This is a genomic window from Streptomyces anulatus (assembly GCF_000721175.1).
Lineage (GTDB): Bacteria > Actinomycetota > Actinomycetes > Streptomycetales > Streptomycetaceae > Streptomyces > Streptomyces anulatus_C.
The window spans coordinates 197426-210120 of sequence record NZ_JOEZ01000005.1; the positions used below are offsets into that span (position 1 = coordinate 197426).

At 70.6% G+C, this 12695-nt stretch carries 15 protein-coding genes; 8 read left to right on the forward strand and 7 right to left on the reverse strand.

Annotated elements, in window-relative coordinates:
- Positions 1-38: 38 nt before the first annotated feature.
- Together IG90_RS0107435 and IG90_RS0107440 are read right to left on the reverse strand one after the other, a co-directional pair.
- Positions 39-1160, reverse strand: coding sequence for a sensor histidine kinase (locus tag IG90_RS0107435; protein ID WP_030579389.1), 1122 nt, complete (start codon positions 1158-1160; stop codon positions 39-41).
- A 6-nt stretch (positions 1161-1166) separates the two neighbouring features.
- The gene (locus IG90_RS0107440; protein ID WP_051860037.1) at positions 1167-2024 is read right to left on the reverse strand and encodes a response regulator transcription factor; all 858 of its coding nucleotides are present in this window, start codon (positions 2022-2024) and stop codon (positions 1167-1169) included.
- Between the two features lie 415 nt (positions 2025-2439).
- Here IG90_RS0107440 and IG90_RS0107445 point away from each other — a divergent pair, with 415 nt between their 5' ends.
- Positions 2440-3030: a DM13 domain-containing protein gene (locus tag IG90_RS0107445; RefSeq protein WP_063739478.1), complete on the forward strand. Its 591-nt coding sequence runs from the start codon at positions 2440-2442 to the stop codon at positions 3028-3030.
- A 74-nt stretch (positions 3031-3104) separates the two neighbouring features.
- On the opposite strand, the gene IG90_RS0107450 is transcribed toward IG90_RS0107445, so the two are convergent.
- The gene (locus tag IG90_RS0107450; RefSeq protein WP_030579397.1) at positions 3105-3761 is read right to left on the reverse strand and encodes a class I SAM-dependent methyltransferase; all 657 of its coding nucleotides are present in this window, start codon (positions 3759-3761) and stop codon (positions 3105-3107) included.
- A gap of 119 nt (positions 3762-3880) precedes the next feature.
- Here IG90_RS0107450 and IG90_RS0107455 point away from each other — a divergent pair, with 119 nt between their 5' ends.
- From IG90_RS0107455 to IG90_RS0107470, 3 genes are all read left to right on the forward strand, one after another.
- Complete coding sequence (locus tag IG90_RS0107455) at positions 3881-4519, forward strand: helix-turn-helix domain-containing protein (protein ID WP_030579400.1); 639 nt, start codon at positions 3881-3883, stop codon at positions 4517-4519.
- The gene (locus IG90_RS0107460; RefSeq protein ID WP_030579403.1) at positions 4506-5234 is read left to right on the forward strand and encodes a nucleoside/nucleotide kinase family protein; all 729 of its coding nucleotides are present in this window, start codon (positions 4506-4508) and stop codon (positions 5232-5234) included. Before IG90_RS0107455 ends, IG90_RS0107460 begins: the two co-directional genes overlap by 14 nt.
- Positions 5235-5559: 325 nt before the next feature.
- Positions 5560-6735, forward strand: a complete 1176-nt coding sequence (locus tag IG90_RS0107470; RefSeq protein WP_030579406.1) for an alanine--tRNA ligase-related protein — start codon at positions 5560-5562, stop codon at positions 6733-6735.
- Between the two features lie 68 nt (positions 6736-6803).
- On the opposite strand, the gene IG90_RS0107475 is transcribed toward IG90_RS0107470, so the two are convergent.
- A complete protein-coding gene (locus IG90_RS0107475; protein ID WP_030579409.1) occupies positions 6804-7925 on the reverse strand; it encodes an NADAR family protein in 1122 nt (373 codons plus the stop codon).
- Positions 7926-7998: 73 nt separating this feature from the next.
- Here IG90_RS0107475 and IG90_RS0107480 point away from each other — a divergent pair, with 73 nt between their 5' ends.
- Entirely contained in the window at positions 7999-8394 is a 396-nt protein-coding gene (locus tag IG90_RS0107480) for a GNAT family N-acetyltransferase (RefSeq protein WP_030579411.1), read from the forward strand.
- A 72-nt stretch (positions 8395-8466) separates the two neighbouring features.
- On the opposite strand, the gene IG90_RS0107485 is transcribed toward IG90_RS0107480, so the two are convergent.
- From IG90_RS0107485 to IG90_RS44710, 3 genes are all read right to left on the reverse strand, one after another.
- Complete coding sequence (locus tag IG90_RS0107485) at positions 8467-9570, reverse strand: methyltransferase domain-containing protein (protein ID WP_030579414.1); 1104 nt, start codon at positions 9568-9570, stop codon at positions 8467-8469.
- Positions 9567-9698: a hypothetical protein gene (locus tag IG90_RS46645; RefSeq protein ID WP_267958688.1), complete on the reverse strand. Its 132-nt coding sequence runs from the start codon at positions 9696-9698 to the stop codon at positions 9567-9569. The genes IG90_RS0107485 and IG90_RS46645 overlap by 4 nt, the downstream gene beginning before the upstream one ends.
- Positions 9699-10348: 650 nt before the next feature.
- Positions 10349-10501, reverse strand: a complete 153-nt coding sequence (locus tag IG90_RS44710) for a hypothetical protein (RefSeq protein ID WP_167344986.1) — start codon at positions 10499-10501, stop codon at positions 10349-10351.
- 172 nt (positions 10502-10673) lie between these two features.
- On the opposite strand from IG90_RS44710, the gene IG90_RS0107505 reads away from it, so the two are divergent.
- The 3 genes from IG90_RS0107505 to IG90_RS0107515 all read left to right on the forward strand — a co-directional run bounded on the left by IG90_RS0107505 (position 10674) and on the right by IG90_RS0107515 (position 12292).
- Positions 10674-11252, forward strand: coding sequence for a hypothetical protein (locus IG90_RS0107505; protein ID WP_051860036.1), 579 nt, complete (start codon positions 10674-10676; stop codon positions 11250-11252).
- 2 nt (positions 11253-11254) lie between these two features.
- Positions 11255-11569, forward strand: a complete 315-nt coding sequence (locus IG90_RS0107510) for a 4a-hydroxytetrahydrobiopterin dehydratase (protein ID WP_030579423.1) — start codon at positions 11255-11257, stop codon at positions 11567-11569.
- A gap of 162 nt (positions 11570-11731) precedes the next feature.
- Positions 11732-12292 carry an HD domain-containing protein gene (locus tag IG90_RS0107515; protein ID WP_030579425.1) on the forward strand — a complete coding sequence of 187 codons (561 nt, stop codon included), beginning with the start codon at positions 11732-11734 and terminating at the stop codon, positions 12290-12292.
- Positions 12293-12695 lie beyond the last annotated feature (403 nt).

Here is a 12695-nt window from a genome sequence, read left to right on the forward strand (position 1 = left end):
GACGGAGCGCCCCCGCGCCCGCCGGGAAGGTTCCGCCGTCACCCCGCCCGAGCACCCGCCGTGGGCAGGGTGACTTCGAAGCGGCAACCGCCCATCACATTGCGCACGGCTGCCCGCCCTTGGTGGGCCTCGACGATGCCCGCCACGATGGCCAGGCCGAGCCCTGCTCCGGCCGGCGGTGTACGGGCGTGGTTACCGCGCCAGCCGGTGTCGAAGACGCGCGGCAGGTCCTCCTCGGGGATGCCGCCGCAACTGTCGGTGACGGACAGGACGACACCGCCCTCGGTGCGCTGTGCGGCCACCGCGACGGTGCCGTCGGAGGGAGTGCGATGGATCGCGTTCACGAGGAGGTTCCCCAGGACGCGGCTCATCTCCTTGCTGTCGACCTCCACCGGCACCCGGTCGACCGCTTCGCCCACCAGGCGTACCCCGTGCTCCCGGGCGAGCGGGTCCGCCCCGGCCATGGCGTCGGCGACCAGGTCGTACACGGAGATCCGGGCGCGGCTCAGGGCGAGGGCGCCCGCGTGGATGCGGGACAGCTCGAATAGGTCACCGACCAGGGTGTCGAGGCGTTCGACCTCGGTGCGGATCTGGCGCAGATAGCGGTCGGGATCGGCGGCCACACCGTCCTCCAGGGCCTCGGACATGGCGCGCAGTCCTGCGAGCGGGGTACGCAGGTCGTGCGAGATCCAGGCCACCAGCTCTCGCCGTGATGCCTCCAGGGCCCGTTCCCGGCGCCTGGACTCCGCCAGCTTGGCACTGCTGGACTCCAGCTCCGCGCTCAGCGCCGTCAGTTCCGCGGTCGCCGCCCGCGCGGGCGCGGCGAAGCTGCCCCCGTCACCGAACGATCGGGCCGCCTCGGTCAGGGCCACGCTGCGGGCGACCACCCAGCGGCCGAGCAGCAGGGCGGTGGCCAGCGAGACCACGGCGGCCATCGCCACGACGATCACGATCACGTTCAGGTCGTGCGGCGACAGGAACATCTCCCAGGCCACGGCCAGGGTTCCGAGCAGCATGGCGAGGACCGCGACGGCCGCGACGACGGTCAGAGTGACCACGAGGGAACGGTGCCGCAGGAGCCGCAGCGCCAGGGCGCCGAGCAGACCGGCGACCGCGGCGCCCAGGAAGGCCAGCAGGGCGATGACGAGGATGTCCAGCATGGGTGCTCAGCCCCCGGTCGAGGTGGAGTGCCCCGGCCGGCCGGACTGCGCGGGTCCGCCGGACTGTCCGGGCCGGTCGGACGGCCGGCCGGGCTCCGCGGGTCCGCCGGACTGCGCAGTCCGGTCGGGCTGTCCGGGCCCGCCCTCGCATGCGTCATCCGGCAGGTCGAGGCGGTAGCCCATGCCCCACACCGTCTGGATCAGCCGCGGCCTGGCCGGGTCGTCCTCGACCTTTCCGCGCAGCCTGCGGATGTGGACCGTGACGGTCGACAGGTCGCCGAACTCCCAGCCCCACACCTCGCGCATCAGTTCCTCACGGCCGACCGCCCGGCCCGGGTTCCGCAGGAGGAAGACCAGCAGATCGAACTCCCGCATGGTCAGAGCCAGATCGGTCCCGCTCTTGGACGCGTGGCGTGCCACCGGGTCCACCCGGAGGCCGTCCGCCAGCAGCGGTGCGCCCGGGCCGGGGGCCGGAGCGGTGCGGCTGCGGCGCAGGACCGACTCGACGCGCAGGACGAGTTCGCGAGGGCTGAACGGCTTGGTGACGTAGTCGTCGGCCCCCACCTCCAGGCCGAGGATCCGGTCGTCCTCGTCACCGCGTGCCGTCAGCATGATGACCGGTACGGGCGCCTCCGCACGCAGTCGGCGGCAGACCTCCAGACCGTCCATGCCGGGCAGCATCAGGTCCAGGACGACCAGGTCGGGCCGGTGCCGCGCGGCGCACTCCAGGGCCGCCGGTCCGTCGTCGGCGCGGGTGACCTCGTACCCGGCGCGGCCCAGGTACCCCGCGACGACCTCGGCCACGGTCAGGTCGTCGTCCACGACGAGCACGCGGAGCCCGGCGTCCAGCGGTGGTGTCTGCATGGGCCCAGCCTCGCACCGGTCGGCGCCGACCGGCGCGTCCGGCCCCGGTCCAGCCGCCGACGTTCCGCTTTCGTAAGAACCTGAAGTCCCTTATGTCCACTGCGCCTTCGTAGGGTGAAGGCCATGTCCCTCACCCTGGCCGGCGGCGCCGCCGCCCCTGCCGCAACACCTCCCGGGGGGCCCGCACTCCGGTGCCGGGGGCGTCCGGTCCCGTCGCGTCACGGGTCGGGGACACGGTGTTCCACCACCGCGAAGGCGACAACCCGGGAACCGTCGTCGGCATACGAAGACCCTGGTGGGCCCTGTTCGGGCGCGTCTACTGGGTCCAGTGGCGCGAGGGCGTCCTTCCCGTTCCGATGCACACCGGGTTACGGCCCGTGCCCGACACCCGGCAGGCCCGAAGAGAGGCAGGACCATGACCACGCACGATCCGCAGCAGGCGGACGCTCCGAAGCGACGGCGATCGCGCGGGCCCGTGCTCGCCGGCGGGCTGATCGCCGCCACGCTGGTCGTGAGCGCGGGGCTGTACTGGTTCCAGCCCTGGAAGCTGTGGCAGGACAGGACCGTACGCGAGGAACTGGCCGTCCCCACCGCCCCGCCGGAGGCCGCGCCGCCTTCCCCCGGCGCCTCCCGGTCCACGGCGCCGCCGGAACCGAAGACGCTGGCGACCGGTGAGCTGATCAGCCACGAGCACCGCACGACCGGCACGGTCAAGGTGGTCCGCCTGCCCGACGGCTCGCGGACTCTGCGCCTGGAGGGCCTGGACACCAGCAACGGCCCCGATCTGTACGTCTGGATCACCGACGCTCCGGTCAAGGAGGGCAAGGAGGGCTGGAAGGTGTTCGACGACGGCGCGTACGAGAGCCTCGGCAAGCTCAAGGGCAACAAGGGCGACCAGAACTACGCCCTGCCGGCCGGCATCGACCTCGACGAGTTCACCGGCGTGAGCATCTGGTGTGCCCGGTTCGGCGTTTCCTTCGGGGCAGCCGAACTCACCCCCGCCTGAGCCCGGCCCGGCGGACGTCCGCCCGCAACGCCCGAAGGCGGCCGCTTGGTCGAGGCGGCCCGCGGGCGGGCGGCTCAGTCCCGGATCCCGGCGCGGCGGACGGCGACGACGTTGTCGGTCACGGTCGCCGTCTCGCCGCCGGGCCCGGTGGCGGTCCGCCGGGGCGCGTGGCACCGCTCGGTCCGCCATCCGTCGCCGAGCCGCAGGGAAGCGAGTACGTCCTCGGGTGCGGGGAACCGCACGTCCTCGTTGCCGTCCCGCCAGGACCAGGGGGCATGCGAGGCGTGCTCGACCAGCACCAGGAGGCCGCCGGGGGCGACGGCGCCGGCCGCGCGCCGGAGCACCTGCTCGCGGGGGATCTCCACGGGGGTGTGGAAGTAGCTGGCGGCCACCAGGCCGAACATCCCGTCGGGGAAGGACCGTGCCAGATCGTGCCGGCTCGGGTGGACCAGGTCGGCCAGCCCGGCCGCGTCCGCCCCGGCGGCGACCCGGCCCAGTGCGGTCGCCGAGACGTCGACGGCGGTGACGTCCCAGCCGAGCGAGGCGAGCCAGAGCGCGTCACCGCCGTGCCCGCAGCCGAGATCCAGCGCCCGGCCTCCGCCGCCCGGTTCGGGGGCCAGGGCGGTGACGACCTCGGCGAGGACGACGTTGGGCCGGGTGCCCCACCGCGCGTCGACGGCGGCGTAATGGCTCTCCCAGAAGGCGGCGGACTCGGTGGCGTCGCTGCTCATCGCGGTTCCCTTTCATGCACGTGGAGGCCGCTCCGGACGAGCACCCCGCTGGAACAGGAAGATGCGCCGCGGCCTGCCACCCTTGCAAGCTCCCATGCCGTTTCGGCAACCTGACGGACATGGCAGCCATGGAAGCAGCGGCAGGGCACACCCCCAGGGGCGGCAAGGACGGCGTACTGGCCGCAGTAGGCCCCCGGCTGCGGGAGTTGCGGCGCAGGCACGGAATGACGCTGGCCGAGCTGGCGGAGCGGACCGGGATCAACGAGAGCACGCTGTCCCGCCTGGAGGGCGGCACGCGCAAGCCCACGCTGGAACTGCTGCTTCCGCTGGCGGAGGTCCACGCGGTGCCGCTGGACGAACTGGTGGGCGCACCGCGCACGGGCGACCCGCGCATCCACCTCCGCCCGGTCACCCGGGAAGGCCTCACGTACGTACCGCTGAGCCGCCCCGGCGGGGTCCAGGCCCACAAGCTGCTGATCCCTCCGAGGCCGACGGGCACCGAGCCGACCCTGCGCACCCACGAGGGCTTCGAGTGGCTGTACGTGCTGGCCGGGCGGCTCCGGCTGATCCTGGGCGAACGGACGCTGGTCCTGAAGCCGGGCGAGGCGGCCGAGTTCGACACGCACGTGCCGCACTGGCTCGGCCCCGACGACGACCGGACCGTGGAACTGCTGGTCCTCTTCGGCCACCAGGGCGAACGGGCCCACCTGAGGGCCCGCCAGGAGCCTTTGCGAGGATCAGCCGATGGGACCCATTGACGCGGCATCCGTACGGCACTCGCCCTCGACCTGGCAACAGCCCTGCCCCGCACCGGCGTCGGTCGAGCGCAGCGCCCTGACCGAAGCACTCGCGGAACGCGTCCTGGCCGTCGGTCCGGGCCGGCTGCTCGTGGGCATCGACGGCTTCACGGCGGCGGGGAAGACGAGCTTCGGCCACGAACTGGCCGAGCGCATAGCGGCGTCGGGCCGCCCGGTGCTCCGCGCCACGCTGGACGACTTCAAGAACCCGTGGAAGGACCGCCACCTGTACGACCGGGAGTCGGGCGAGGGCTACTACCGCAACGCGTACGACTACGACGCGGCCAAGCGCCTCCTGCTGGACCCCGCCCGCTCCCCGGAGGCGGCGTCCTGCGCACTGTGCTCCATCGACCCGCTGACGCAGGAGAACCACGCGGCCGACACGGCCCCCCTCGCCCCGGACTCGGTGCTGATCGTGGACGGCGTCTTCGCGTTCCGCCCCGAGATCGACGCGTACTGGGACTTCCGCGTCTGGATGGACGTGGACGCCGAACTCTCCGTGAGCCGGGGTGCGGAACGCGACCGGAACTGGGCGGGCTCGGACGCTGAGGCGATCCACCGCGACCGCTACCTGGTGGCGGAGCGCCTGTATCTCGATGAGGTGGACCCGCTGCCGAGGATGGACGCCGTCGTGGACAACACGGACTTCGCACGGCCGCGGCTGATCACGGGCTGAGCCCGCCGCGCTCCTTCGCGGGCAGGCGCGTCGGCGGGCGCAGGGCCGGCGAATTCGTGTGCTCGGGCGGGCCGGGCCGGAAAATCCACGTGCTCGGGCGGGAAGGGCCGCGTTATGGTCATTCACATGAACGTCACCGGCCTGAGCACCACCGCGACCGCGCGAGCGACCAGCTCGCCGGTTGCCGCCGCCTGACCTTCTTTCTTTCCCCCGGCGACCGGAAACGGTCCGTCGGCAGTGCCGTGGAGCCTCTGACCCCGGCCGGGTGACCGAACGGTCCCGTTCTCCGGTGCCTCCCCCGCCGCAACGCGAAGGAGCCACTCCCATGCATTCGGACCAGCTGGTCAGGACGTTCGTCGAGTACTACGAAGAGCGCGGCCACCGCCGGATCACCGGCTCGACCCTGCTGCCACCACCCGGCGACTCCGTGCTCTTCACCACCTCCGGCATGCACCCGCTCACCCCGTACCTGGAGGGCCGCCCCCATCCGCTGGGCAAGCGGCTCGTCAACGTACAGCGCTGTCTGCGCACCACGGACCTGGACGAGGTCGGAGACGCCACCCACCTCACCGTCTTCGAGATGCTCGGCACCTGGTCGCTGGGCGACTACGAGGGCCCGGTCAGTCTCGACTGGGGGTACGGGCTGCTCACCGAGGGCCTGGGCGTCGACCCCGGCCTGCTGCACGCCACCGCCTTCGCCGGCGACGGCCGGACAGGGCCGGACACCGCTTCTGTCGAGCTGTGGCAGCGCCTCGGCGTCCCCGTGGAACTCACCGTGGAGGACAACTGGTGGCCCAACGGATCCGGCGGACCTGTCGGACCGTGCGGCCCCGACTCGGAGATCTTCCTGTGGAGCGGTGACGGCCCGCCGCAGTCGACGCCCACCCGCGACGACCGCTGGGTGGAGGTGTGGAACCACGTGACGATGACCCACCGCCGGCTCGACGACGGCTCCCTCGTACCGCTTCCGCAGCGCAACGTCGACACCGGACTCGGCCTGGAGCGGCTGGCCTCACTGCTCCAGGGCACGTCGTCCGTCTTCGAGTGCGACGTCTTCGAGCCCTGGCGCCGCCTCGTGCCGGCCCTGTGGACCCTGGAAGAACCTTCGCTGCGCCTGGTCTGCGACCATCTGCGCTCGGCCGTCGTGCTGTTCGGCGACGGCGTGCGCCCGGCCAGCACGGGCCAGGGCTACGTGCTGCGCCGCCTGCTACGACGCGTACTCACCGTGCTCCGGCGGGAGGACGCCTCGCACGGCATCGAAGACCTGCCGGAAGAGCTGGTCGGGCACTCCTCGGACCACTTCCGGCAGGACATGCGCCCGGGCGACGTGCTGCGGATGCTGCGCGAAGAGGAGCACCGGTTCGACCGGCTCCTGGAACGTGGCCGACGGGTGCTCACCCGGCCCCGGTTCCAAGGCCCTCTGAGCGAGGAGGACTTCCACCACCTCCACGACACCCATGGACTGCCGCGCGATCTGATCACGGGCCTGCGTGAGGAGTGATGGAGCGCGGCGGTCCGCGCCCGTACTCGGCGATCGACTGCCCGGCCGGGGTGGGCCGCTTTCCGGCATCAGAGGCCGGAGAACCCAACTCGCCGCAGGTGGAGTTCGGAGCGCACGAGTTCGAGAAGGCGGCCCGCCCAGTTGCGGCCCCGGCCGCCGCTGTCGCCCCAGTAGGTCGAGTCCACGTCCTCGTAGATCAGGGTGGCGTCGTCCGTCTCCAGCAGGATCTCGGCCAGCTCGGGATGCTGGTCGTACTTGGCGCGCAGCAGGCTCGTCATGACGGCGGTGCGGACGTGGGTCCAGTCCTCGCGGCGCGATGGTCCGGCCGCCAGCTTGCGTGCTGCGGCAGAGGTGTCCGCTGCGGCGACCGCGTCGTGGGCCTCCGGATCGGCGACTGACAGAGCCCAGTAGGCGTGGGCGACGGAGGGGTAGACGATCTTCTTCACGGTGATCGGGGCTGGGTAGTCGTTGCGCAGGCCGCCCTGGCCGGGGTGGGCCTCGGGCTCGCGTGGAAAGGTGTGGTGGAGAGTGATCGCCGGGTTGTGGGGAGCCGTCGGTCCGTCCGCGCGGGCCCGCGTGTCCCGTTCGGCCATCCAACGGGCCCGGTCCTCGAAGTACGCGAGAGCCCGTTCGTACGAGTCCTGGGTGACCGGCGGGTCGGGCGGCAGGTACGTCGTGCCGCCGGGGCCCGCCACCAGCACGCGCAGCGGCCAGTCCTTGCTGTCCATGTCCCCCAGGGCGTAACGGCGTTGCGATACCGGGATGGACAGGAAGGCGTTACGGGCCGCCGTCCGGTTTTCCTCCGTCCGGTCGGCGAGGAAGACGTCCACGGCGGCCAGGCAGCGGTCGGTCGAATCGGGGCGGCCGTTCAGCTGGTCGATGGCGTCGCGGACCTCGGTGGCGAACAACTCGGGCGTGAGCTGACTCCGGGGCTCGCCGAACGTCCAGCGCGCCAGACCGTGTGCGGACGCCTCGGCGCCTTCCGGGAACGTGGTGGCCACCCAGCCGGTCCGGAGTTTCTCCTCGAACTCCTCGAAGGTCACCAGACCCCAGCAGTCGATGAGCCCGTCGGCGTAGATGACGAGGTCGGTGAGGAAGTAGGAGCTTCCGTTGCGGATGAAGGCGTGGCGCCAGGTTCCGGGTATGCGGACGCCGTCCGCTGTGCGATGGGTGATCCGTCTGGCGGTCATCCGGCCATTGTGCCGCGAGCGAGCCCGTCGGCACGCTCCGTAGTCCGACTCCGGTGCTTACTAGGTTTGGATCATGGAGATCACGTACGAGTGGCGGGGCGACGTCGACAACGCGGCGCTCAATGAGCTGCATGCCAAAGGGTTCGATCATCCGGTCGGGCAGACGGACTGGCGCGCAAGGCTGGAACGTCACAGCCTCGGCTGGGTCTGCGCCCGGGAAGGTGATCGTTTGGTGGGCTTCGTCAACGTCGCCTGGGACGGCGGCGTTCATGCGTTCATCCTGGACACGGTCGTGGCTCAGAGCAACCGATCGAACGGAGTCGGATCCGCGCTGATCGCGGCAGCAGCTGACGGATGCCGTGCTGCGGGCTGTGAGTGGCTGCATGTCGACTTCGAAGAACACTTGCGACCGTTCTACTTCGATGCATGCGGTTTCAGCGAAACGGTGGCAGGACTGATCGCTCTGTGACCTGAGGGCCCCCGGCCGGGCGTGGCCCCCCTGTTGACCCGCTCGGTGCGCACGAGCGGAAACCGGCACGGGTCACGCCCGGCTCGGCCGGATGACCTCGCTCGGATCCCGCAGCCACACCTGTTGGCCTCGGTCGGTGACGGTCAGCCCGAACTGGTCGGCGTCGGGCCGGCCTTCCGTTTCGTACTCCCACCAGGTCTGCTCGATCTCCTCCCAGAGGAACCCGGGGCCGTACTGCCACACCTCTTCTCCGGTGGCGGCTGTCGCGGCGCTTCCGTTCTCGCGGGTCGCCCAGACCTGGACGCCGTCAGCGATGTCTTGGTGGATGAGCCGTACGCCGGGCAGCCGCGCCCCCGCGTACAGGGCGAACCCGAGGTCGAGGAGTTGGGCGGGGTCCAGGCCGGCCGCGCGGGCTCTTCCCTTGCCTTGGACGTCGTGGAGGTCGGGGAGGCGGTGTGCTCGCATCGGCATGTACGTGGCCCCGCCGCAGAACGGGCCGGTCGCGGTGCCGTCGTCCTGAACGTGGAGCTGGACCATGGCACCGGACCAGAACTCGCGGGCGAGCGGAGCAACGACCACTCCGCCGGGCCGGACCTGTCGGAGCAGCGCGTACGGAACGTACCGCAGGGCGCAGGTGGCGATCAGCCGGTCCACCGGTCCCAGGCCGGGCCAGGGCTGCTCACCGTCGCCGACGCGCAGGTGCGGCCGGTACCCGGCCTGCGCCAAGGCCTCGGCCGCCTGCCATGCCACGACCGGATCCAGCTCGACGCTATGGACCAGGTCGTCACCGAGGCGTTCGCAGAGCAACGCGGATACGTACCCGGTGCCGGTGCCGATCTCCACCACCCGCTGACCGTCCTGGACTTCGAGCAGCCCGAGCATCCGGGCGACCATCGAGGGCATCGAGTTCGACGACGTCGCAATGCCGGGCCCGTCCTCGGTCCCGTCGTCGAGTTGCGTGACGACCGGCTCGTCGCTGTTCACCAACGCCAGCCACGCATCCGTCCGCACCACCGGCTCACACCGGTCCGGGAGTTGCCGCCAGACATCGGCCGGGACGAACCGGCTGCGCGGCACAGCATCGAACACCTGCCTCCAACGGCCCGTGAGCAACCCGCGATCAGCGAGATCCCGCACCAGATGCGGGTACGTAGGTGCCTGCGGTGCGCCGCTCACGACTGCTGCATGAACTGGGGCCGGCTGCCGTCGGGGGACGGCTTCGGCTCCTGGGGCGGTGTCCACGGCTTGTCCAACGGCGGCCCACCATGCTTACCGGCCTCGACCGGAACGGGGGTGCTGGTCATCGTTCATCTCCTCTGATCGGTGCAGCTGACTGGTTGAGAGGGTGGTGCAGTCGGTAGATCCCGTACGGCGGGAAGATGTCGACCCTGCGCGGACAGCCACCCTCTGCACACGCCCGGCACAACAGGTCCCGGCCGTTGGCGGTGTGCCGGACGGCCGTCACCGGGGCTCGCCAGCACGCCTCACACGTACGGACATCCGTCAACGAGAAGTTGATGCTCATCCGGCCTCCCGGAGAGCAGTGGCAGCCGCATGACACTGGCAAGCACAGTCCTCCCGCAGACAGAGAGCGTGCACGCTGGCCAGGTCCTTCACCAACGCACTGCGGCAGACAACGCCGCACGGACCGTCCGCCCCCGCCGACAACACGTCCAGGGCAACGACCGCCCCTCCGGTCGCATCGGCGACGGTGATCGGATCACCCCGCCAGAGCAACGTCACCTCATGCTCCGGACAGTAGGCCCCCGTCTCGTCCTCAACCGGGAAATCGTGCGCTTCCCCCTCCGCGTAGCACCTCGTCCGCGCCGCGCCTCCCGCCATGCACGGCCCAATCGCACGGCCGCCGAACAGGAGACTCCCGCTCGACACGTGGCGCAGCGCTGGGTGTGACCGAGCCAAGTCTTGTAGACGGTGTCGCCCAGGACGACGGTCTTCACGACGCGACCTCGGCGCAAATGGGGCACTCGCAGGCGGGGAAGTCGCGCGACGTCTCCGGCCTTTCGAACGGGATCACCTCGGTCTCTTCCCGCAGGACACGGACAGTGCCTGTGCGGTTCACCTCGTACACCTTCAGTGTCATCGGCATGGCCGTCTCCCTGACCAATCGTCGGGCTCTCAGCCGTTCCGCCGCATGGCCCGCTGTCACACCCTGATGATGTGCGAGTACGTCGAGTAAGGAATAGGCCGTCCGATGGCCACATGCGGCCATCCGGCGGCCACGGCCAGGAGCGCGGACGATGACACCCCACACTGAACGCATGGGCCGCAACGATGCGCTACGAGCCGCCCGACTGCGCCGTGGATGGCGGAGCCTTGAGGCAGCTGCTGGAGCACTCACCGAGCACGGACAGCAGCTGCTGGACGACCGCCAGTTCACCGTGTCCGCGCGGACGTGGCGTCGCTGGGAAGGAGAGCGTCCCGGCTGGCCGGCAGAAGAGACCGCGGTCGTTCTCCACGACGCCCTCGGCCGTTGGCCTGAGGACCTGGGCTTCACGACCCCGCCGGGCTGGATCCGGCCCGAGCATCACGAGGAGGAACAGGTGAACCGCCGAGCCTTCACCTCCGTCACTGCAGCTGCGCTAGTCGCCGGTCCGATGGCCCCGCAGCACGTCGATCCCGCCCTGGTCGATTACTTCCAGCAGCAGTCCGCCACAGCGCGGGAGCCGGACCAGGCGGTGGAGATCGCCCGTAACGTGGCAACGATCGCCATCGAGACCCGTTCCGCCCGCATGTACAGGGAACTTGCCACGCTGGAAAGGGAGATGCGCCCGTGGCACGATGCCCCGGTCGGCCGGGACCTTGCAGAGATCCTGGCACCAGTGTCCGAGGGGAACTGACGATGAGCAAGAATCCACTGCCGGACGAGGAAATCGGCGTGCGCTTGGCTGAGTTGCCAGGCTGGGTTCGCGAAGAAGACGCGATCACACGCACCTTCGGGATCCGGTACCACGGTGGCGTTGCCATGATCGTGAACGTCGCAGATGTCGAGCGCCTCATCGGACACCACGCGGACATCGACCTGCGATGGGATCACGTACGGTTCGCGATCACGACGCACGATGCCGGGCATCGGCTGACAGCAGCCGACTTCGACCTGGCTGCACGAATCGACCGGATCGCGGCGGCGCACCAGGCACAGCATCACAACGCCTGACCAGGACACGCGGATATGTCGCCGCCGGGCGGTGGCAGTGGCACGAACCGTGCTCATTTCGCTCCGCCATGGTGGACACGCCGTAGCCGAAGGGCATCCGGTATGCGATCCGCCTCAGCGAGGCGTGAGAGGAGAGGGTCGTGAGCGACGACCTGTCCCGCGGTGGGCCGCTTCCTGTACGAGGCGGGCACGCTCAAGCAGACGCGGCGCACCGGTTGGTGGATGGCCGGAGTGCGTGATCCGGAGAGTGTGGCCGAGCATTCATGGCGTACGGCGTTGATCGCCACAGTCATCGCGAAGCTGGAGGGCGCGGACCCCGCCCGGGCCATCTACCTCGCGGTGTGGCACGACACGCAGGAGACCCGCACCGGGGACGTGAACCACCTCGGGAAGAAGTACGCGCCCGTCGGCGACCCGCAGGAAGTCACCGCCGATCAGACGGCGGGCATGCCCGAGGTGCTGGCCTCGGCGGTCCGCGAGTTGGTCGCGGAGTACGAGGCGAAGGAGTCGCCGGAGGCGGTCTGCGCCCGGGACGCGGACAAGCTGGAGTGCATGATCCAGGGCATCGAGTACAAGGCCCAGGGCTACGAGAACGCCCAGCGCTGGATCGACAACAGCCGAGGCCGCCTCGTCACCGACACCGCCAACCGCCTGGCCGACGAACTCCTGGCGCAGGGAAGCCTCGACTGGCTGCGGACCGCCCTGGGCGAAGGCAAGCCGTAGGCCCCGAAGCTCAGGTCCCGAGCCGCAAGACTCGGGCTTCGGGGACGGTTCAGTCACTCTTCCGGGGGTATGTGAACAGCGCTCCGGCCCGAAGCCCGGGACCCGGGATTCGCGTGTCGGGATACGAGACCCGTGACACGAGCGCCTTCTTTAACCGGCAGGTAGATGAAGGGGAGGTTGGGAAAACCTCCCCACCTCCCTACCCCGTCACGGCCAGGAAGTATGACTAATCGTGACAGCTTGCGGCGCAGCGTCACGACTGCTTACGGTTCGAGAACCGAACGACCCCGACGCGGTGTTGCCACACCAGGCCGGGGTCTCACCGCAAGATCGACACCCTAGAAAGACGATCCCTTGGCTACACAGCACACTAGCTCCGCCCTGCCCGCCCCCGCACGCTCCG

What these genes read in the sequence shown, in the direction of transcription:
- IG90_RS0107460 (WP_030579403.1), top strand. Translation starts at nt 4,506, where the DNA reads ATGGGACCCATTGACGCGGCATCCGTACGGCACTCGCCCTCGACCTGG.
- IG90_RS0107480 (WP_030579411.1), top strand. Translation starts at nt 7,999, where the DNA reads ATGGAGATCACGTACGAGTGGCGGGGCGACGTCGACAACGCGGCGCTC.
- IG90_RS0107470 (WP_030579406.1), top strand. Translation starts at nt 5,560, where the DNA reads ATGCATTCGGACCAGCTGGTCAGGACGTTCGTCGAGTACTACGAAGAG.
- IG90_RS0107435 (WP_030579389.1), bottom strand. Translation starts at nt 1,160, where the DNA reads ATGCTGGACATCCTCGTCATCGCCCTGCTGGCCTTCCTGGGCGCCGCG.
- IG90_RS46645 (WP_267958688.1), bottom strand. Translation starts at nt 9,698, where the DNA reads ATGACCAGCACCCCCGTTCCGGTCGAGGCCGGTAAGCATGGTGGGCCG.
- IG90_RS0107445 (WP_063739478.1), top strand. Translation starts at nt 2,440, where the DNA reads ATGACCACGCACGATCCGCAGCAGGCGGACGCTCCGAAGCGACGGCGA.
- IG90_RS0107475 (WP_030579409.1), bottom strand. Translation starts at nt 7,925, where the DNA reads ATGACCGCCAGACGGATCACCCATCGCACAGCGGACGGCGTCCGCATA.
- IG90_RS0107450 (WP_030579397.1), bottom strand. Translation starts at nt 3,761, where the DNA reads ATGAGCAGCGACGCCACCGAGTCCGCCGCCTTCTGGGAGAGCCATTAC.
- IG90_RS0107440 (WP_051860037.1), bottom strand. Translation starts at nt 2,024, where the DNA reads ATGCAGACACCACCGCTGGACGCCGGGCTCCGCGTGCTCGTCGTGGAC.
- IG90_RS0107455 (WP_030579400.1), top strand. Translation starts at nt 3,881, where the DNA reads ATGGCAGCCATGGAAGCAGCGGCAGGGCACACCCCCAGGGGCGGCAAG.
- IG90_RS44710 (WP_167344986.1), bottom strand. Translation starts at nt 10,501, where the DNA reads ATGCCGATGACACTGAAGGTGTACGAGGTGAACCGCACAGGCACTGTC.
- IG90_RS0107510 (WP_030579423.1), top strand. Translation starts at nt 11,255, where the DNA reads ATGAGCAAGAATCCACTGCCGGACGAGGAAATCGGCGTGCGCTTGGCT.
- IG90_RS0107505 (WP_051860036.1), top strand. Translation starts at nt 10,674, where the DNA reads ATGGGCCGCAACGATGCGCTACGAGCCGCCCGACTGCGCCGTGGATGG.